This is a genomic window from Paenochrobactrum sp. BZR 201-1 (assembly GCF_044987585.2).
Classification (GTDB): Bacteria; Pseudomonadota; Alphaproteobacteria; order Rhizobiales; family Rhizobiaceae; genus Paenochrobactrum; species Paenochrobactrum pullorum.
This window is the reverse complement of sequence record NZ_JBJDRZ020000026.1, coordinates 1-19,292: the sequence shown is the minus strand read 5'-3', so window position 1 is coordinate 19,292 and position 19,292 is coordinate 1. Positions and strand designations below refer to the sequence as shown.

At 47.2% G+C, this 19,292-nt stretch carries 17 protein-coding genes; 8 read left to right on the top strand and 9 right to left on the bottom strand.

Translation table 11 applies throughout. The features are described 5' to 3' along the window. The 3 genes from ACI0FR_RS13600 to ACI0FR_RS13590 are packed head-to-tail and all read right to left on the bottom strand — an operon-like array spanning position 1 to position 4,156. Entirely contained in the window at positions 1–990 is a 990-nt protein-coding gene (locus ACI0FR_RS13600) for a FecCD family ABC transporter permease (protein WP_374833444.1), read from the bottom strand. Further along, positions 990–1,961 (bottom strand): ABC transporter substrate-binding protein, encoded by a 972-nt coding sequence (locus ACI0FR_RS13595; protein ID WP_374833442.1) that lies wholly within the window; start codon positions 1,959–1,961, stop codon positions 990–992. The genes ACI0FR_RS13600 and ACI0FR_RS13595 overlap by 1 nt, the downstream gene beginning before the upstream one ends. Further along, the gene (locus ACI0FR_RS13590; RefSeq protein ID WP_404907754.1) at positions 1,955–4,156 is read right to left on the bottom strand and encodes a TonB-dependent receptor plug domain-containing protein; all 2,202 of its coding nucleotides are present in this window, start codon (positions 4,154–4,156) and stop codon (positions 1,955–1,957) included. The genes ACI0FR_RS13595 and ACI0FR_RS13590 overlap by 7 nt, the downstream gene beginning before the upstream one ends. Before the next feature lie 233 nt (positions 4,157–4,389). Between ACI0FR_RS13590 and ACI0FR_RS13585 the strand changes: the two genes are divergently transcribed. After that, entirely contained in the window at positions 4,390–4,761 is a 372-nt protein-coding gene (locus ACI0FR_RS13585; RefSeq protein ID WP_374833438.1) for a VOC family protein, read from the top strand. A 67-nt stretch (positions 4,762–4,828) separates the two neighbouring features. On the opposite strand, the gene ACI0FR_RS13580 is transcribed toward ACI0FR_RS13585, so the two are convergent. The 4 genes from ACI0FR_RS13580 to ACI0FR_RS13565 form a co-directional block, all read right to left on the bottom strand. Continuing rightward, positions 4,829–5,212: a DoxX family protein gene (locus ACI0FR_RS13580; RefSeq protein WP_374833436.1), complete on the bottom strand. Its 384-nt coding sequence runs from the start codon at positions 5,210–5,212 to the stop codon at positions 4,829–4,831. 327 nt (positions 5,213–5,539) lie between these two features. Continuing rightward, positions 5,540–6,154, bottom strand: a complete 615-nt coding sequence (locus ACI0FR_RS13575; RefSeq protein WP_404907757.1) for a LysE family translocator — start codon at positions 6,152–6,154, stop codon at positions 5,540–5,542. A 325-nt stretch (positions 6,155–6,479) separates the two neighbouring features. Then, positions 6,480–7,286: an AraC family transcriptional regulator gene (locus tag ACI0FR_RS13570; RefSeq protein WP_404907758.1), complete on the bottom strand. Its 807-nt coding sequence runs from the start codon at positions 7,284–7,286 to the stop codon at positions 6,480–6,482. Positions 7,287–7,354: 68 nt separating this feature from the next. Beyond that, positions 7,355–8,404 carry a LacI family DNA-binding transcriptional regulator gene (locus ACI0FR_RS13565; protein ID WP_374833430.1) on the bottom strand — a complete coding sequence of 350 codons (1,050 nt, stop codon included), beginning with the start codon at positions 8,402–8,404 and terminating at the stop codon, positions 7,355–7,357. Between the two features lie 295 nt (positions 8,405–8,699). Here ACI0FR_RS13565 and ACI0FR_RS13560 point away from each other — a divergent pair, with 295 nt between their 5' ends. Then, positions 8,700–10,019, top strand: a complete 1,320-nt coding sequence (locus ACI0FR_RS13560; RefSeq protein ID WP_404907761.1) for an aspartate aminotransferase family protein — start codon at positions 8,700–8,702, stop codon at positions 10,017–10,019. 28 nt (positions 10,020–10,047) lie between these two features. Next, complete coding sequence (locus ACI0FR_RS13555) at positions 10,048–10,893, top strand: fumarylacetoacetate hydrolase family protein (RefSeq protein ID WP_404907763.1); 846 nt, start codon at positions 10,048–10,050, stop codon at positions 10,891–10,893. Positions 10,894–11,023: 130 nt separating this feature from the next. Here ACI0FR_RS13555 and ACI0FR_RS13550 read toward each other — a convergent pair whose 3' ends face one another. Continuing rightward, on the bottom strand, positions 11,024–11,884 hold the full coding sequence (locus ACI0FR_RS13550; protein ID WP_404907765.1) for an amidohydrolase family protein: 861 nt from the start codon (positions 11,882–11,884) through the stop codon (positions 11,024–11,026). A gap of 206 nt (positions 11,885–12,090) precedes the next feature. Between ACI0FR_RS13550 and ACI0FR_RS13545 the strand changes: the two genes are divergently transcribed. After that, entirely contained in the window at positions 12,091–13,815 is a 1,725-nt protein-coding gene (locus ACI0FR_RS13545; protein WP_374833422.1) for an IlvD/Edd family dehydratase, read from the top strand. Positions 13,816–13,857: 42 nt separating this feature from the next. Here ACI0FR_RS13545 and ACI0FR_RS13540 read toward each other — a convergent pair whose 3' ends face one another. Further along, on the bottom strand, positions 13,858–14,901 hold the full coding sequence (locus ACI0FR_RS13540; RefSeq protein WP_374833420.1) for a LacI family DNA-binding transcriptional regulator: 1,044 nt from the start codon (positions 14,899–14,901) through the stop codon (positions 13,858–13,860). Between the two features lie 183 nt (positions 14,902–15,084). On the opposite strand from ACI0FR_RS13540, the gene ACI0FR_RS13535 reads away from it, so the two are divergent. The 4 genes from ACI0FR_RS13535 to ACI0FR_RS13520 all read left to right on the top strand — a co-directional run bounded on the left by ACI0FR_RS13535 (position 15,085) and on the right by ACI0FR_RS13520 (position 19,027). Then, the gene (locus ACI0FR_RS13535; RefSeq protein ID WP_374833418.1) at positions 15,085–16,137 is read left to right on the top strand and encodes an ABC transporter substrate-binding protein; all 1,053 of its coding nucleotides are present in this window, start codon (positions 15,085–15,087) and stop codon (positions 16,135–16,137) included. A gap of 129 nt (positions 16,138–16,266) precedes the next feature. Then, on the top strand, positions 16,267–17,370 hold the full coding sequence (locus ACI0FR_RS13530) for an ABC transporter ATP-binding protein (RefSeq protein ID WP_374833416.1): 1,104 nt from the start codon (positions 16,267–16,269) through the stop codon (positions 17,368–17,370). Next, on the top strand, positions 17,367–18,212 hold the full coding sequence (locus ACI0FR_RS13525) for an ABC transporter permease (protein ID WP_404907769.1): 846 nt from the start codon (positions 17,367–17,369) through the stop codon (positions 18,210–18,212). The genes ACI0FR_RS13530 and ACI0FR_RS13525 overlap by 4 nt, the downstream gene beginning before the upstream one ends. Beyond that, positions 18,209–19,027 (top strand): ABC transporter permease, encoded by an 819-nt coding sequence (locus tag ACI0FR_RS13520; RefSeq protein ID WP_404907771.1) that lies wholly within the window; start codon positions 18,209–18,211, stop codon positions 19,025–19,027. The genes ACI0FR_RS13525 and ACI0FR_RS13520 overlap by 4 nt, the downstream gene beginning before the upstream one ends. The last annotated feature ends 265 nt before the right edge of the window (positions 19,028–19,292 follow it).

Below are 19,292 nucleotides of genomic sequence, written 5' to 3'. Positions count from 1 at the left end.
TCAGATACCACGCTCGTCACGCCACGCAAGCGCCAGAAAAAACGGTACACCGATCAGTGCCGTGATAAGACCTACCGGTGTTTCATAGGGTGGATTAATCATTCGAGCACCAAAATCCGCAAGTACAAGCAGCAAAGCGCCTGAAACAAGTGAGCCCGGAATAATCCAGCGATAATCAAGCCCGAACATGAAACGGCTGACATGCGGAATGAGCAGACCGACAAAACCAATGCCTCCCGCCAATGCCACACTGCATCCGGCTAAAAGCAGAATAACAAAACTAATCAATATACGGGCATGTAAAATATTAAGACCTAAACCGAGCGCCACATCCTGTCCCAAACTTAGCAAAGTAACGCTGCGGGACAATAAAACTGCGCCTGTTAAACCTGCAACAATCCAAGGTGTCACAAAAAGCAACTGGCTTTCCTGCACGCCTTGCACACCACCAGCACTATAAAACAGAATGTCCTGTCCGATTTTAAAATAGACAATAATGAAACTGGTGAGCGCTCCAAAAAAAGCCGAAATAGCCGCCCCTGCCAAGGCCAATCGCACAGGCGTCAAGCCGCCACGTTGCGCCGAACCCACCATGAATACTATAGCGACACCCAATGCTGCGCCTAAAAAAGATAGACAAATCAGCCATGAAAAATCCAATGACGGATAAAATGCGAGCCCTAAGGCCAGCATCAGCCCTGCTCCTGCATTCAAGCCCATCAGAGATGGGCTGGCCAATGGATTGCGTGTCATGCCTTGCATCAAGGCACCAGCCGTTCCCAATGCCGCACCGACAAGAGCCGAAGCCAGTACCCGCGGAATGCGAAACTCACGTAAAATCAAATGGTCTTGTTTAGCTATATCAAAGGCAAATATGGCCTGTAAAATATCAAAAAAGGCAATATTGGCAGCACCTGAAGAGGCTGAAAACAATAAGGCTGCCAAGAGCAGCACTACACCCGTCAACAATATGCAGATACGCTTTTGCATTATTCAGTCAGACCAAAGGCACGTGCCACATCATCAACAATAACCGAAGCACTGATCGGCCCGCTGGACTGGTTCCACGGTTCAATATTAACTTTGTAAACACGTCCGGCTTTTACCGCAGGCAACCCCTGCCACAGTGCAGTTTTTTCAATATTGCCAAGGCGTTCGGCATCTTCAACCATCAGAAAAATACGGTCGGCATCCATTTGCCCGATCAGCTCATTGGAAATGGCTTCATAATTTTTGCCCACCGGCACAAGCCTGTGTGGCGTAAGTTGCAGATCGCGGTAAAGCACCGGCCCCGAACGTCTTTCCGTTCCATAAATACGAATATCTTTTTGACGAACCCGCATTAGCAAAACGGTTTCATCTTTATGCTCAACCAATAATGTCAGACGTAATTTTTCCACGCGCTGATTATAATCATCAATCAACTTTTCTGCTTGCGATTGCCGCTCCAGTACATCGCCAAGACCTATGAGCCATGGCCGCCAATCTTCTTCCGGCTCTCGCAGACTGACAACCGGAGCGATGGCTTTCAAAAGATCAATATTCTGACTATGAACATCACCAACCGATAAGATCAAATCGGGCTGTAAAATGAGGATTTTTTCATAGTCGGGATTGCTCTGATCACCAACTGAAATAGTCTCTGTCATCGCTGCTTTGAGCTGAACTGGTGCACCCTGTGGCCGTTCAACTGCACCGGCAGGTGCCATGCCAAGTGCAATTAAGCTTTCAGAAAAACTATTATGTAAAGCAACAATGCGCTTTGCAGCCAATGGTACTTCGCTGATGCCATCCAGATGTTTCACATGCTTGATTTTATCATCCCGCGTTAAAACAACGGCCAGATTAGCATCATCTGTCGCGATCTGGTTTTGAACCTTGTCTGCCGCCAATGCAGACACAGAAACCGCGCCGTGAAGCGCGGTTAATATGCAGATCGTGAGCGATAAAACTCTTACCATTTATAGCTCGCCCTTACATAATAAGAGCTGTAAGATGGTTCTTTGATAAAGGTCTTATCGGCAATTGCACCATCCGCGTCAAATGTAGTGCGCTCACGTTTGTCTTTGGTGCGCAAGATATTCAACGCACTCAATGATAACGAGAAGCTTTCGGTAATATCGGTGCGCGCACTCAAATCAAGACGGTTAAGTGCCGAGAAATGTGTGCGGACATTCGCAATTTTATCAACACCCTGCACTTCCAGAATGTTTTGTGTATAGGCATAGGTCGTATTCAGATTGATACCAAAAGTGGTTTTCCAATCCGGCACATAATAGTCCATACCAATATTCGAAACAAAATTCGGCATATCGCTAAAGCGGCGTTTTTGGCCGGTACGTTCGTCTGTCAGGCGGCTTTTCATGGCCGTTGCATTAGCAAAGACACTCAAATTTTCCAAACCAAGAAATTCAAGCGGAGCGCGCGCTTCCAGTTCCACACCGTAAAGATGACCATTGCCGACATTTTCCGGTGTCTTGACCCAACGGTCTGTCTGAGCGTCTTTGCTTAATGAATCTTCGATCTTGTCATCAAAGTGACGCGCATAGACATTAGTCGACAAAATACCTTGCTCATCGAACAAGTACCAATCAAGACCGGTGTCGACACCCCAGATTTTTTCAGGCTTCAAGAACGGATTACCGCGCGTGTCCGGCTTCCCTAAATTACCATCTTTCTCGGTCAGCGATGGCGTAAGCTCACGCAAATCCGGACGGCGCAAGGTGCGCGCAACGCCTAAGCGCCAATTCAAGTCTTCATTGATATTATATTTATATTGTAAAGACGGATTTACCTGTGTGCTGTTGACACTGTAATCATCATTCGATGAATCTGTAGTCTGTGTGCGACTGTGCTCGATACGCAGACCTGCGGTAAATTCGTCATTACCAAACAATGAGAACTGATCACTTAAATAGCCGTAATAAATATCTTCTTTGATATTATATATACGACCCAGTTCTGGTGTGACGTTACCCTTTTTAATACGATTTTCTTCTTCATCCCGCTTGCTGAATGAAGCACCGAAACCAGCCTCGAATTTATGGTCGCCAAAGCGGTTGTTGAAAACAAAACCAGGCGCAATGCGCTGCAAATCTATATCGTTCTCGCGCTCTTCCAAATCGGTTTTATTATCTGCAAACTTATGTTTGACGCTATCGCGCGTTGTTGATTCACTTCCTTTTTGCAAGTCAAGAAATAAACGCGAGCGGGTTTCATCATCAAACTCATGCGCCCATTCCAAATAACCGGCATAAGTCTCACGGGTGCGCTTGCGCAATTCATCGCTCTGTTCTTTCAAAGCGACCTGATCTTTTTCAAATTTGAAACTTGTCTGGTCACGCTTTTCATAAGAACGTGAATAGGTCGGAGCAAAAGTAATGGTATCTTTTTCCGAAACATCAAATTCAAAACGGCCGGTAACGAGATAGTCATCAAAGCTGCGTTCCTGCTCTTCATCGGAGCCGCCATTAGGCTTGCCATCACCCTTGAAAGACATCTCGGATGAACTTTCGTTCACACGACGGCGCTGATAATCGGCACCCAGAAAATAGCGGAAGCCTCCCTCGGAACCCGAAGCCCAGCCATTAATATCACCGACAGGTCCATTTTTGGTCAAATAGCCGCCGCCCAGAGACAACCCGCCACCTTTACGCTCGAACTGTCGTTTGGTGATGATGTTCACTGTACCGGCAGCACCCAGCGACGCCATATTAGATAAGGGACTGCGAATAATCTCAATGCGTTCGATCATAGCTGACGGCAGACGGTCAACTTCAAAGTTGCGGCTAGAATCGCCATCGATCAGCGGGCGGCCATCAATCAAAACTTGCGTATATTCTCGTCCGATACCACGTAATTTGATCTCGCGTGACCGGTTGACACCAGGGAATGTTACACCTGGTAAACGGCGGATTGCATCACCAGCACTTAAATCACTGAACTGATTGAGCTGTTCACCTTCAATCACCGTCATTGAGTTTGGCGCTTTGGCACGGACACCATAAGCATTTGCAACAGAACCGCGAACAAGATCCTTGATTACGATTTCTTTAAGCTGCAAAACTTCATTTGCCTGCTGGGCATGGGCAGAAACGGCAAATAAAACACCGGCTACCGATATTGTTGATAATAACAACACCCGCGCATTTTTCATGACAATCTCACTTTTCAATTAAACTTGAGTTGAGTTGTCATATTTCTGTCACATTCGTCAAGGCAGTAAAATCTAAGTAACAGGTTTTAATAAATAAAGAGCACAAAGTGCGATAAATAAGTCGCACTTTATATTAACCCATTGATTTAATAGTTCTGAATGTCCAATCCTTTTGCAAGTGAAAAGAATTATGGCCGAAGCAAACACATATTCAGGCACAATGGAGGCTCACCATGAAATTAATCCAGTTGGATCATGTGCAATTGGCAATGCCACAAGGTGAGGAAGAGAAAGCGCGCTCATTTTATGCGCAATTATTAGGATTAAATGAAGTTGAAAAACCTGATAATTTAAAAAAGCGTGGCGGTTGCTGGTTTCAATCGGGCGACATTAAAATTCACCTAGGCGTACAGACCCCTTTTATCGCCGCCACTAAAGCACATCCGGCTTTTATCGTAAGCGACTTGAACGCCTTGGCTGACAAGATTAAATCTTCGGGCTATCTTATGGTGAGCGATGAACCCTTGGAAGGCTTTAACCGTCTTTATGCCAATGATCCATTCGGCAACCGGATTGAATTCATGCAACCTGTTACAACTTCATAAAAAATGGTCTGATGATCATGCTTACCTGTTGATCAGGCATATAAAATCACCAGACCACAAAAAAGATTTAGGCGTTTCGTTTATCTAATGCAAAAGCACCCGGTCCGCTCGTAACCAGCAGCAAGAACACAAAGCAAAACAGGATTGATGAATCACCACCATTGGCGATCGGGTAAAAGCTTCTTGGCGCATGTGCAATGAAATAAGCAAAAGCCATATGCCCTGACAGGATAAAAGCGACCGGTCGGGTAAAGAGACCCAATACAATAAGCGTGCCGCCAACAACTTCCAAAATTGCCGAAATCAGCGCCATTGCCGATAAGCTTGCAGGCCCTTCAATAGGAAAACCAAAAGCCTTTTGTGTACCATGAGCCAAATAAAGCAGGCCTGTCATGATACGAAGGGCTGCGAGTGCATAGGGTTCATATTTGTTGAGGAAGCTTAAATTCATCGAGGATCTCCAAACTAGTGTTTTTTAGTCAGGATTAGCTCAATCGAATGAAAAGACCAAAATCAAGTTAATATTCGTTCATAATGAACAGATGATCCGGATACGAAGATAAAAAACAGCTTTGTCCTTATTTTAAACACATTGCGCACCTATATCTTGGTCATAGACAAAGCTTATGAGCGCTCATCTCACAGCGCTCGCAATTGTCTAAAGTCATTTGAAACCTTTGACCACGGATGTACTGGCACTGAGTTTAAATGATATATCGAAGGTCGGTGCAGAGTTGCCCCGGCCTTTTTTATTGTTTTGAAATCAGTACTTTCGTCTCTATCGATGGGTCAGAGCAAGTTGCACAGCCAATGCAGCAAAGGCTGCAGCAAAACTCCGTCGCAACCAGTTTTGGACAAGAACACTGGAAATGACATATTGGCGTAAAGTGGCAGCGAAAATCCCATAAACCGCAAAAACGATATATGTCAGAACCATAAATACCAAGCTCAATTCTATCATATGGCCGAATTGTAAGCTGCTGTCTGCCGAGACAAACTGTGGTAGAAAAGCAAAGAAAAAGATGGAAAGTTTAGGGTTCAACACATTGATCAATATCGCCGAGATAATAATTTGGCGTGGTGTTTTTCCACTCTGAAAATGCCTGTTCAGGCTCAACACGCCTCGTGCCCGAAACATACCCCAAGCCATATAAAGCAAATAAACAACGCCGAAATATTTTAAAAAGTTGAAAGCCACTGCACTGGTGTGGAGCAGCACAGCCAAACCGCTGATCGCAGCAACCATATGCGGTATAATACCCAACGTGCATGCCAGTGCTGCAATAAAGCTCATACGTGCGCCATCCGAAAGGCCGATAGCAATGGTATAAATCGCGCCCGTGCCGGGTGAGGCAATAATAATAAGTGATGTTAACAAAAACTCGGGTGTCATGCCGCATTCCCCTTCAAGAAGATTGCAGCATAACCAAGTTGAGAGTTGCAACTAGATTGCCTGATTTTATAAACCATAGCCTCAGTTCGATAAAACATGAGGACTAATTGCAAAAAATAATGTTGAATGTTCAGACTATGAAAAAGCTGCATGAAAACGCCTCGGCTGGTTGGTTTTCAAGCAATTGAGCAGCTTTATTACCTCGCGTCTTGAAGAAAATTGCAGCTAAAGCATGTCTCCCAAAAGTGGGCACCGGTTTTGGGAGACATGCGTAAAAACAAGTCGTCAGAGTAAGCACAGTAGATAAGATAAAGTGCGACACGCTCTAATTGATTAAAGCAGCATAATGCCCCGGTGAAAAACCATAAGCACGCACGAATATCCGTGTCATATGGCTTTGATCAGCAAAACCGCAAGTATAGGCGGCATCGGCAAGTAACGCACCAGCGGCGATCATTTTACGCGCTCGTTGCAATCGGCGCTGTACCAGATAGGCATGCGGGGTCAGACCTGTCAGCTTTGTGAAACCTCTGATCAACTGAAATTGGCTAACCCCGCCAATTTTCGCCAATTCGTCAAGGGAAAGTGACGCACACGGATCATCATCAATTCGCTCACGCGCCTCATTGATCGCCTTAGGCAGGATAAATTGATCATGCACACGGTAATCCATCAGCCTTGATAGCAAAATCAACAGATTTTCACGGCGTTCGATCTCGCTTTCACCGCCATTTTTATCGGTAACAGCACGAAATAACTTCAAAAAACTTCTGGCGGAAACTGTGTCTTGCAATGCTGGACGAGACAATTCGAGCATATCAATTTTGCAATCTGTTATGGCACGGATGGGTTCAATCAAACACATCGGATCAAAATAAAGCATTTGCCAGCGGCGGCCATTATCGCCAATGGGTGAGCCATCATGGATCTCTCCGGGATTAACCGTAATGACGTCTCCCGCTTCAGCTTCAACCATACCGCGCCCGCTTAATGATTTTTGGGCACCTGTTAAAATAATACCGATACCAAATTGGTCATGCATATGGCGCCCAAAACTATGGGATGAATCGGCAAGCACTGCCTCCGCTCCCTTCATTTCGCATGGAATTAAATGAAAGCGCCCTTTTTTCATGTCATTATTTTACCATGAAGACTATTCCTGACTAGATTGGATTTAAAATAAAATCATACCCCATAGCATCAAGCAAAAGCGCGTGTGGACGCTCCTTGTTGGAAAGTGACCGGCAAAATAATCTCTTGCTGTCTAAATTGACCTTCATGCAGGCGGCGTATCAATTCGCTGCCCGCACATTCACCCAATGCATGAGCCGCAGATCGTACAGTGGTGAGTACCGGATCAACATAACGCCAAATATCAAAACCGTTAAATCCGGTAATCATGACATCTTCCGGCACCCGTAATCCATAATCTTTACAAGCTTTCATTGCGGCGATTGCCATCTGATCATTACCGCCGACAATTGCATGCGGTGCCTCATGTTCCTGTAAAGCGACCAAGGTTGCAGCATAAGTAAAATCATAACTTTCATCACCGCAATCAATGACATAGGCGACATCCAATCCCGCTTGATGAAGAGCGCGTTGCACCCCCGTCATACGGGCTTGAATAGCAGGCCAATCAGCCGAAGGCATCAATGTCCACAGACGACGCGCGCCGCACGACATAAGATGCTGACCAATCAGATATCCTCCCTCTTCATCATTTTGACGGATGGTAATGCAATCCATATCCTGACGCGATTTATGTTCTTCAAGCAGAACCAATGGCACATTAAGATTGGCAAGTTCTTTCACGAATAAATCACGTTGATCTTTATGGCCGGACAATAAAGCAACCATTCCATCAGCTTCGATGTCTTGAAACATACCTGAAGTTCTGAAGTCGGATGGCTTCATTCCCCGTAGAATCAAGCTATAGGAATTAGCCGTCAAATAATTGGTGAGACCCGTTACTTGTGCAGTGATAAATGGATCACTCAGAAAATTGGGATCTTCAACGATAATCAGCATACCAATTGTCCATTGACGCGACAAGCGAAGTCTGCGTGCTGCAACGGACGGCCGGTAGCCCAGTTCTTCGATCACTTTACGAATTCTGGCGGCGGTCGTTTCTGAAACCCGCCCGCTGCCATTAAGGACATTGGAAACACTCATAGCTGAAACCTGTGCGACGCGTGCCACATCTTTGATGGTCACATCTTTTTGTTTCACCATTTTTGATTTATCCAATTGCCTGCTCCTTACGGAAATCTATTCCCTTTTTCGTCAGAAAAAGCCCATCCCTGTTATCTAGGCATACCTGATCTATCCTATTCACTTATCGGGGAAACGATAAAAGGTACAACCCTTTTATCCCTGTGCATCCATCACACAATTTACACTAACGCACATTTCCCCATGATTTACGCTTGACTTAACGTTAAACCTAGCCATATTTCTATCATTGTCGAGACAAATCGGAAAGATCGTCATCTCCTGATTCATCGACTAAACGTTTTTTCACCATCCAATGAAAGTTGATGACATGCCGGATACACTGCAAAGCACGGTTGAACGCCAACGCCAGTACATTGCTGGCGGAACGATGTCGCTTAACCGCGCCATCACCCCATCCAAGCTTTTTGTGCGCGCAAGCGGCGCCTATCTTTATGACGCCGATGGCAAAGAATATATCGACTACCACGCCGGTTTCGCACCTTATCTGTTCGGCCATGGCGATGCCGAGGTTGATGAAGCGGTCATCGATATGATCCGCTCCGGTGCTTCGCTAATCGGCGCAGGCACCATGCCTTGGGAAGCAGAAGTAGCCGAATTACTGGTTGAATGTGTCCCCGGCATTGAACAATTGCAGCTTACTAGCACGGGTTCCGAAGCGGTCGGTTATGCCTTGCGTCTGGCACGTGCCCACACTGGACGTGATGTCGTTGTTGTCATGCAGGGCGGCTATAATGGTTGCTTCGACTATGTCAGTTACAACCTGATGGATCCGCGTTCATTCGTGGAAGATCATCAGGAAGGTGAGGAATATCCGCTTTCTGTCACCACAGCCGGCGTCCCTAAAGTCATCGACCAGACAGTGCGCGCCATCGAATATAATGATCTGGCTGCAGCGGAAAAAGTACTTGCCAAGGGCGATGTTGCCGCCATTATTCTGGAGCCAGTGCTGCAAAATATCGGTATCGTCAAACCTTTGCCAGGCTATTTGGAAGGCCTGCGGGCATTATGCGATAAATATGGCACAGTGCTGATCTTTGATGAAGTTAAAACCGGCTTTCGCCATGCATTGGGCGGTTATCAGCAGCTATCAGGTGTGACACCTGATCTTTGTACTTTTGGGAAAGCGGTTGCCAATGGCTATCCTATGGGTGTCGTCGGCGGCAAGCGTGAAATTATGAGCTTATGCGCCCATCCTGATCCAAAGAAACGTGTCTCTGTCGCTGGCACCTATAATGGCCATCCGGTCAATGCTGCAGCTGCAAAAGCCTGTCTGTCACGCCTTAAAACCCGTGAAACTGAGGTTTATGGTGAATTGGAACGCCTTGGAGTACGTCTTGAAGCAGGCTTAAAGAGTGTCTTTGAAAGACGCAATTATCCAACCACCATTGTGCGTCAAGGCTCAGCGTTTGCCGTTTATTTCATGGATCATGCACCTGAAAATTGGCGCGATGTGGTGATGAACAACGACATGGAGCGTGATATCACCTATCGTCGCGCACTTATTGAAAATGGCATTTTCCATTTCCCTGTTGTCACCAAGCAGGGGTCAATTTCGCTTGCTCACACGGATGCAGATATTGATCGCACCATTGAGATTACAGAAAAAGTTGTAAACGAACTCGCCTGACAATTATCGAGGGCAAAGGAGTTGAACCATGAAACTATTACGTTACGGAGAGCTGGGGCAAGAAAAGCCCGGCTTGCTGGACGCCGAGGGAAGAATTCGTGATTTGTCTGACCGGATCACCGATATAGGCGGTCAAGTGCTTGATCCTGCGTCCCTTGCGCAATTGGCAAAAATCGACCCACAATCTTTGCCAATTGTGGACGGCTCCCCCCGCCTTGGCCCATGTGTCAGCAATGTCGGCAAATTTATCTGCATCGGTCTGAACTATGCCGACCATGCCGCAGAAGCAGGTCTTGCCCTGCCTACAGAACCTGTCGTTTTCATGAAGGCATCATCCGCCGTTGTCGGCCCCAATGACAATGTTCTGATCCCGCGCGACTCAGAAAAAACTGACTGGGAAGTCGAGCTTGGTATCGTCATCGGCAAACAGGCAAAATATGTTTCCGAAGCAGAAGCACTCGATTATGTTGCCGGTTATTGTGTGGCTCACGATGTATCTGAGCGTGCTTTTCAAAATGAGCGCCAAGGTCAATGGACCAAAGGCAAAAGCTGTGACACCTTCGGGCCAATCGGTCCGTGGATGGTGACAAAAGATGAAATCAATGATCCGCAACGGCTGTCCATGTGGCTCAAAGTCAATGGCGAAACGATGCAGAACGGTTCGACCAAAACAATGGTCTATCAGGTAGCCTATCTGGTTTCGTATCTCAGCCAGTTCATGAGCCTGATGCCGGGCGATATTATTTCCACCGGAACCCCTCCGGGTGTTGGAATGGGAATGAAACCGCCACGCTATCTCAAGCACGGTGATATTGTCGAACTTGGCATTGAAGGATTGGGTACCCAAAAGCAGCATTTTACCGCTGATCTTTAAGTCTTTATTGCAATATTAATAAAAAATGGCCGGTTTGTTCCGGCCATTTTTTTATCGCATATTTTAAATGAAGACCGAAACAAAAAAAGCAGGCCTAAGCCTGCTCTTTTCACAAATTTTATGACTGTTTTCAGCCTGGATAGCCGCCATGCCACCAATGCTCCAATGGATTGGAATGTAAAATACGATCAATTGTCGTTTGAGCAACGCGTGGCAGACGTGTCCCCTCCACCTGATCATTGACAGAACGCAGCCCTCCGATTGATTCCTCCACCGTTGTCCATGGGAAATCAGTTCCCCAGAAAATCTTGTCGCGTTCAGTGATGAGATATTCCTGCGCACAAATCAAAATATTGTAGAACTGCCATGGACGATAATGCAGAGCAGATACTTCGCAATAAACATTGGAATGTTTGCGTGCGACAATGATACATTCTTCATACCAAGGATGCCCCATATGCGCCATGATCATCTTCAAATCAGGATAGCGGGCCGCGATTGTATCTACATCAAGCGGTCGACCATATTGGACGGGAGCTGTAGGACTGAAGGTCGTTCCCATATGCATGGTCAGCGGAATATTTTTCTTCTGCAAATATTCGTAAACCGGAACCAAACGCGGATCAAGCAATGAAACACCATTATAAATCGGACCGAATTTCACACCTGTCAGTTTGAGGTCTTCAATGGCGTGAACCAATAAGTCCATATAATCAGGACGGCGCGGATCCATCGCGGCAAAACCAATGAATTTATCCGGATATTTGGCAACAGCAGCCGCGGTCACTTCATCATCACCATCAACACCAATGGCATCTGCATAACGCAAAGTGAACAAGATCGCCTTATCCACGTCTTCCATTGCTTTATAAATAGTATCCGCATCGGCTTCCAAACCCATTTTTCCCGGTCTGGACGTTGGTGAAAGACGAGCAAAAAGGGGTGTGGTTTGTTCTGGATTGAAGATGTTTACATGGCAATCGACGATCATAAGAAGACTCCGTTGTAATCGTAATATAACGTTAAACCTATTTACGAGCTTTCTGTCAAGTCTCGATCATCTCGTCAGGGTAAAGATGTCGCATTATTCCATATAGAAGCAGTTTATCCGGTCGTTGACAGGTCTTGATAACAAGAATATCAAATATATAACGTTAAACTTAATTTTCTTGTTTAACCCATGGGAGGACATGACTTATGAGCGAGAAAAAGCCGGCATTTCGCAGTGCGCAATGGTTTGGGACAGCCGATAAATATGGATTTTATGCCCGAAGCTGGATGAAAAACCAAGGCATTTTGCCGGAAATGTTTGATGGCAGGCCAGTGATTGGAATTTGCAATACCTGGTCGGAACTAACCCCTTGCAATGCACATCTGCGCGGCCTTGCAGAGCATGTCAAAAAAGGCGTCTTGGCTGCTGGCGGGCTGCCGCTGGAATTTCCGGTCATGAGCCTTGGCGAGTCGCTGGTACGCCCGACAGCCATGATCTACCGCAATCAGGTTAGCATGGATGTAGAAGAAACCATCCGCGCCAACCCAATTGATGGTGTAGTGCTGCTTGCCGGTTGTGACAAGACCACCCCCGCCTTGCTGATGGGCGCCGCAAGTGTCGACGTTCCTGCCATTATGGTATCGGGTGGACCTATGCTCAATGGCCGGTTCCGTGGCCGTCTTCTCGGCTCTGGCACCGACGTCATCCGTTATGATGAAATGCTGCAAACCGGCGAAATGTCGATGGCGGAATTTCTTGATGCAGAAGCAGCCATGAGCCGTTCCGCCGGTTCGTGCATGACGATGGGAACGGCATCCACCATGGCTTCGATGGCAGAAGCAATGGGCATTGCTTTATCGCAAAATGCCGCAGTACCTGCCGTTGACAGCCGCAGAGCAGTTCTTGCCGCACAATCCGGCAAACGAATTGTGGAGATGGTGAAGGACGATATCCGTTTCTCGCAAATCGTCACTAAAAAAGCGCTGGAGAATGCCATCATCGTTAATGGTGGTATTGGCGGTTCGACCAACGCTGTTGTTCATTTGCTGGCATTAGCCGGGCGACTTGGCATTGACCTCACCCTCGATGATTGGGATCGTTTGGGTAAAAAAGTGCCCTGCCTGCTCAATCTGATGCCATCGGGTGCTTATCTAATGGAAGATTTCTTCAATGCCGGTGGCCTTCCGGCCCTTATGAAAGAACTGCTGCCACTCATGCATGGTGACGCAATCACTGTATCGGGTAAAACCATTGCCGAAGATGTTGCAAGAGCAGAATGCTATGATCGCGATGTCATCAGAGCACTGGACGAACCTTTCAAAGATCGTGGCGGTATCGTCGTCTTGCGCGGTAATCTGGCGCCGGATGGCGCCGTTATCAAACCTTCTGCCGCTTCGCAGGAATTGATGAAGCATCGTGGACGAGCAGTTGTCTTTGAAGACATGAAAGACTTCAAAGCCCGTATTGATACGGATGAACTTGATGTTGATGAAAACTGCATACTTGTTCTCAAACATGCAGGGCCGGTCGGATATCCGGGTATGCCTGAAGTGGGCAATATGACCCTGCCGAATAAGCTGCTGCGTAAGGGTATCCGGGACATGGTTCGCATTTCCGACGGACGCATGAGCGGCACCGCTTTCGGTACAGTCGTTTTGCATGTTGCACCAGAATCGGCAGTGGGTGGCCCGCTCGCTTTTGTGCGCAACGGCGACATGATCGAGCTTGATGTCGAAATGGGGCGCTTGCATCTTGATATCAGCGATGCAGAACTGGCAGCCAGACGCAAAGAATGGAAAGCACCAGCGCCCCATTATAGCCGCGGTTATGGCCGTATCTTTATCGAAAATGTCATGCAAGCCGATAAGGGGGCCGATTTCGGTGTATTGGTGGGCGCAAGCGGCAGTGCCGTACCAGCAAAATCCGTATAAACCAACAAACCGTTTGATCCGGCAGTTATCAGACCTGCCGGATCAAGTCGTCGCTCCAGGTTCCAGATAAACTGGGAGCACAATTTCTTTTTCTTTAAATCTGTCGCTGGAAAAACGCTCAAGCAAAACTTTTCCGGCTGTCTCACCCAAGGCATAAGCCGGCGAAATAACGGTGGTGATAAGGGGCTGCGCATAACGGCGGGATTCAAAGCCGTTAAAACCAGCAATGGCCACCTGCCCGGGGATAGCAATGCCCCGCGTTTGTAAAAGCGCCATCGCGCCGATTGCCAAACGATCATTGGCACCAAAAATAGCTTCCGGCAATTCATGATCTTCCAGATAAGCAGCAAATGCCTCGCGCACACTATCAAAATCTTCATTGGCCGAATGGATAATATCAATTGTTGCATCCGGTACAAGCCGCGTGATTTGCTGGGTAAAACTTTCGATCCGCGCTTCAATAGCCGGCCAATCGGTTGCCGGTCGCAAGATTAAATAACGCCGGAGCCGGCGGGCAGCAAAATGATCTGCCAGCGCTTGCCCTCCCAGTGTATCATCTTGCCTGATGATGCAGATATCAGCATCACTTTCAATCCGAGGTTCCTGAAATAAAACTACCGGTTGATCCATCTCGACCAATTTGTCGATAACTTTGCGGCGATCTTCAGTTTTGCCGGAAAGAATGATGCAAAAGCCATCAACCGAAAAATTTCGCACCGCAAATGATTTTTCAAAATGATCAAGACTGATCCCCTGAATGCTGAGCGCATGATCATTTTGGCTCAAAACATTACTCAGACCTGCAACAATATGAGAGTTGAAATGATCCGAAAGAAAAGATTGCGTTTCATCAACGATGATAATCCCGACAGCACGCCGTCTTGCCACACGAAGCCCACGCGCATTTTGCTGTACGCGATAATTAAGACGTGCAATTTCACGCTCCACCGTTTTACGAGTCGAATCGCTGACGAATTTGTGTCGCTTATTGATAACATTTGACACTGTCATCGGAGAGACGCCGGCAGCGGCAGCCACATCTTTGATGGTCACCCACCGTCTGGGCTTTGTTTTACTTTCCGTCATTTCACTCTCTTCATACCTCGCTGAATCCATACATAAAATACAACTATAACGTAAAATAATATTATCATAAAGAATTAACGAAAGCTGCGTGATAAATAATAGAAACTGCATCCTTCGTTACGGATTGACAATATGTAACGTTAAAGGCATAAAGCAAGAAACAATAAAACCGGGAACAAACAGATGAAAGCACATCTCCTTCGATTCGCTGCATCCGCAGCCCTTCTTTTCAATGTAGTAATCACTGCCCAAGCAGCCGATGACTCAATCGTCATCGTCACTGCCGGCGGTGTTTTCGAACAGGCCATGAAAAAGAATTTTTATGAGCCGTTCACCGCCAAAACCGGTATACGTGTCATTCCAGTGGCTTCCGGACTCGGTGCGCAATGGGCAAAGGTCAAAGCTATGGCCGATTTCCCTGCAGCCGAGTGGGATATCGTTACCGCATTGCCAAATGATAATTATGCACAAGCATCCTATCTTGAGCCTATCGACTGTGCAGATTTAACCAATGCCGCCGAATTTGCCATTGAAGGCACCTGCATGGGCAATGGCGTGTTGCGAACCTGGGGAGCAAATGTTCTGGCATGGAACACGGATGCTTTTCCGGAAGGCAAACAACCCAAAAACTGGGCTGACTTTTGGGATGTGAAAAATTTTCCGGGCCCCCGTGCCATGCCGGATGCAAGCTATTGGCCGTGGCTGCTGATCGCTGCACTTGAAGCAGATGGCGTTCCGCGCGACAAATTATTTCCACTTGATGTTGAGCGCGCCTTTGCCAAACTGGACGAATTGAAGCCGGAAATCTCCGTATGGTGGAAAACTGCCGACCAATCACAAAATGTGCTACGTACCGGTGAAGCCGTCATGTCGATGATGGGATCCGGTCGCGCTGCCACTCTTGTTCAAAGTGGCGAGCCTGTTTCTTTCACCTGGTACCAAGGTATCAAAGATATCGGCATGTGGGGTGTTTTGAAAAACGCCAAGAATAAAAAAGGCGCATTAGAATTCATCAATTTCTACCTTGCCAATCCTGAGGCACACGTTGCCTTCTCGAAAGAATTTCCTTTCGAAACGCCAAACAAAAAAGCCATTGATTTGCTGACCCCGGAAGAGCGTCAATCACGCGGCGGCAGTGCAGAGAATTTGGCAGTTCAGATCGATCCGGATTGGAAATGGATCGCCGATAATGACGCAGAAATGCGCCAGCGCATGATCGAGTATCTCAGCCGCTGATTTTGACATGGCCCGACTTGTTTCGGGCCATGCAATAGCTGCTTTTGATCCAATCACGGTCGTACACATTCCCTTTCATGAAACGAGGCTTTCCCCCTCGCCGACAATCGTAATATCGGAGAACCGCAGATGCAAAAAATGGGTGCCAGCGTCAACATTTCGAATTTAGTTAAACGCTACGGATCCAGCGTCACGGCAGTCGACAATGCCAATGTCAATGTAACTGCTGGTGAGTTTCTCTCAATTCTCGGACCAAGTGGCTCTGGAAAAACATCCTTGCTGATGTGTCTGGCCGGTTTTGAAATACCAACCTCCGGTACGATCAGCATCGGAGATCGTAATGTCACGACCTTGCCCCCCAATCGACGTGAAATCGGCATTATCTTTCAAAAATATGCTTTGTTTCCACATATGAGCGTAAGAGAGAATGTACGTTTCCCTTTGCGTATGCGCGGAATGAGCAAAGCTCAGTCAGAGCCAATCGTTAATGAAGCCCTCAGTACAGTCAGGCTTTCCACCTTTGGTGATCGATTGCCGGCGCAATTATCCGGTGGCCAGCAACAACGTGTGGCTATTGCCCGCGCTATTTCTTTCCGCCCGCCTTTATTATTAATGGATGAGCCTCTTTCTGCACTTGATAAAAAGCTGCGCGAAGAGATGCAAATTGAAATTAAAGAACTACAGCGCAAACTTGGCCTGACCATCATCTTCGTAACCCATGATCAGGAAGAAGCGCTGACGATGTCTGATCGCATCGCCGTCATGAGCCAAGGCAAAATTGAACAGATCGCATCGCCTGATACCCTTTACCATGCTCCGCAGACGCAATTCGTTGCCGGTTTCGTTGGCGAAAGCAGCCAGTTGCAAGGAACGGTCAGTTCTGTTGCCGGCGAAACAGTCTTCATTAATCTCAAAGATGGCGGGCACGTTGAAGCACTTACCCCTTTCGGAACCCATCTCGCTCCTCAATCAATCGTAGATGTGTATGTGCGCCCTGAACATATCAGAACGCTAAAAGTTGGCTCCGAGCCGGAAGCAGCGCAAGCGACCGTCATTTCCCGCAGTTTCACGGGCGCCACAACAGTTGTAACAGCTGAAACAAAAAGTGGCACCCGCATTACGGCTCGTCTCAGCCTGGATGCCGCAAGGGAACTTGGTATCGGTGCACCAATATTATTTGCGATAGAACCGCGCAAAGCAGTCTGCTTTTCCAGCGCAGGTACACGCCCATGAGTACAAACCGCAAAGATCTCTCAACAGGTACAAGCTGGATGCTTGTGGCACCCTTGCTGACAATCCTGTTATTCGTATTTTGCTGGCCTATTATCAAGCTGATAAGCACGAGTTTTTTCGATCCTGATTTTACTTTGCGTCATTATCGCGAAGTGTTAACTGATGATTTTACACTGATTATATTCTGGCGAACATTCAAAGTCAGTTTTCTTGTGGCTTTGCTTGCTCTGGCTATCGGTTATCCGATCGCCAATCTCATGCGCAATGTCTCACCAATCTGGGCAGCAGTTATAGGCGCTTGTGTCCTTATTCCGTTATGGACCAGCGTTTTGGTACGCAGCTTTGCGTGGACGGTTTTTCTACAGCGGAATGGTGTATTCAATTCGTTTCTGCAATGGACAGGAATCACCAACGCGCCCTTGCCCTTTCTGTACAATGAAATTGCCGTTGTTGTTGCGCAAGCGCATGTCATGCTGCCGTTCATGGTCATGCCAATCTATCAATCCTTACGTTCTATTCCGGAAGAATTTCCACGCGCCGCACTTAGTCTTGGTGCCTCCCAGATTTCCGTTTTCCGCCTTATAATCTGGCCGCTCTCGCGACCAGGCGTTTTAGCTGGCAGCCTGATGGTTTTCATTGTAACGCTTGGCGCCTTCGTTACACCTGCATTGATCGGCGGCCCGCGAAGCATGATGTTGGCTACAGCAATCAGTAATGAAATTACTGAAAAATTTGACTGGCCACGTGGCGCAACGCTTTCCGCGCTACTCCTCATCTCGGTGATGTGTCTGATTGCCGTATTCAGCCGTTTTCTTAAACTCAATAAGCTGGAATCACGATGAAAACCCAACTATTTTCGATCTATCGGCTTCCCGTCCTTCTCGCCCGCCTTGCAGGAATAGCAGGTATTGCCTTTCTGCTCATGCCAACACTTATCGTGATTCCGATTTCCGTAGGGCCAGATCGCTATTTGCAGTTCCCTCCACGCGGTTTTACGCTGGATTGGTATAAAAGCCTTCTTGGCGATCCCAACTGGCTTGGGCCTGCATTGTTTTCACTCAAAATTGCACTCATTGTGGCAACCCTTGCTATGGTTCTTGGGACCATGGTGGCTCTGGCACTTGCACGGGGCAGAATAATCGGCCGCAAAGTCATTTCCATGACAATGCTTGCACCAATCATTGCACCCAATATCGTTGTGGGCGTTGCGATGTATCTGATGTTTTCGCGCATGGGATTATCTGGATCGCTCATCGCTTTTGTGCTTGCACATACGGTGCTTGCAGTGCCTTATGTTATTATAACCGTATCGGCAGCTCTTGCAGCAACCGACGCAGGACTTGAACTGGCCGCCATGAGCCTTGGAGCCTCACGATGGCAAGCATTTCGCAACGTCACCTTACCGCTTATTATGCCGGGGGTTATTGCTGGCGGCGTCTTTGCCTTCATCATATCGTTTGACGAGCCCGTCGTGTCCTTTTTCTTGTCCAGCGTTGAAGACAAAACACTACCGCGCAAGATCTTTGAAGATTTAGATTTCGACGTTTCACCTGTGGTTGCCGCTGTATCCACCTTGTTGACATTCGGGTCTATTGCTCTTCTTGGCCTTATTGCAGTGCTTAAACGCTCACAACGAGCCACCGACAATGCATCCTGATACTTATGAAGAAATTAGAAATTTCAATATAAGGTACAATGCCGATCAATCATCATTGTTGGTCACAAACGGCCGGTTCTAAAGAGACAGATCCCGCCTTTAACTCAGAGATTATTATATCAATGGTCGGCATTTCGAAATTAAGCAACAATTTGAGCACTCGCCAACCAAGAAGTGTATTTGAACCTCACTGGATTTTGCGGCGCGCAATTTGTTCGACGCTTATGCAGCTTTATTACATATTTTCATATTCTGATAGAAAGCC

Bases quoted from the DNA above. Each gene is read 5' to 3' on its own strand.
- ACI0FR_RS13600 (WP_374833444.1), bottom strand. From the start codon at position 990: ATGCAAAAGCGTATCTGCATATTGTTGACGGGTGTAGTGCTGCTCTTG.
- ACI0FR_RS13595 (WP_374833442.1), bottom strand. From the start codon at position 1,961: ATGGTAAGAGTTTTATCGCTCACGATCTGCATATTAACCGCGCTTCAC.
- ACI0FR_RS13590 (WP_404907754.1), bottom strand. From the start codon at position 4,156: ATGAAAAATGCGCGGGTGTTGTTATTATCAACAATATCGGTAGCCGGT.
- ACI0FR_RS13585 (WP_374833438.1), top strand. From the start codon at position 4,390: ATGAAATTAATCCAGTTGGATCATGTGCAATTGGCAATGCCACAAGGT.
- ACI0FR_RS13580 (WP_374833436.1), bottom strand. From the start codon at position 5,212: ATGAATTTAAGCTTCCTCAACAAATATGAACCCTATGCACTCGCAGCC.
- ACI0FR_RS13575 (WP_404907757.1), bottom strand. From the start codon at position 6,154: ATGACACCCGAGTTTTTGTTAACATCACTTATTATTATTGCCTCACCC.
- ACI0FR_RS13570 (WP_404907758.1), bottom strand. From the start codon at position 7,286: ATGAAAAAAGGGCGCTTTCATTTAATTCCATGCGAAATGAAGGGAGCG.
- ACI0FR_RS13560 (WP_404907761.1), top strand. From the start codon at position 8,700: ATGCCGGATACACTGCAAAGCACGGTTGAACGCCAACGCCAGTACATT.
- ACI0FR_RS13555 (WP_404907763.1), top strand. From the start codon at position 10,048: ATGAAACTATTACGTTACGGAGAGCTGGGGCAAGAAAAGCCCGGCTTG.
- ACI0FR_RS13550 (WP_404907765.1), bottom strand. From the start codon at position 11,884: ATGATCGTCGATTGCCATGTAAACATCTTCAATCCAGAACAAACCACA.
- ACI0FR_RS13545 (WP_374833422.1), top strand. From the start codon at position 12,091: ATGAGCGAGAAAAAGCCGGCATTTCGCAGTGCGCAATGGTTTGGGACA.
- ACI0FR_RS13540 (WP_374833420.1), bottom strand. From the start codon at position 14,901: ATGACGGAAAGTAAAACAAAGCCCAGACGGTGGGTGACCATCAAAGAT.
- ACI0FR_RS13535 (WP_374833418.1), top strand. From the start codon at position 15,085: ATGAAAGCACATCTCCTTCGATTCGCTGCATCCGCAGCCCTTCTTTTC.
- ACI0FR_RS13530 (WP_374833416.1), top strand. From the start codon at position 16,267: ATGCAAAAAATGGGTGCCAGCGTCAACATTTCGAATTTAGTTAAACGC.
- ACI0FR_RS13525 (WP_404907769.1), top strand. From the start codon at position 17,367: ATGAGTACAAACCGCAAAGATCTCTCAACAGGTACAAGCTGGATGCTT.
- ACI0FR_RS13520 (WP_404907771.1), top strand. From the start codon at position 18,209: ATGAAAACCCAACTATTTTCGATCTATCGGCTTCCCGTCCTTCTCGCC.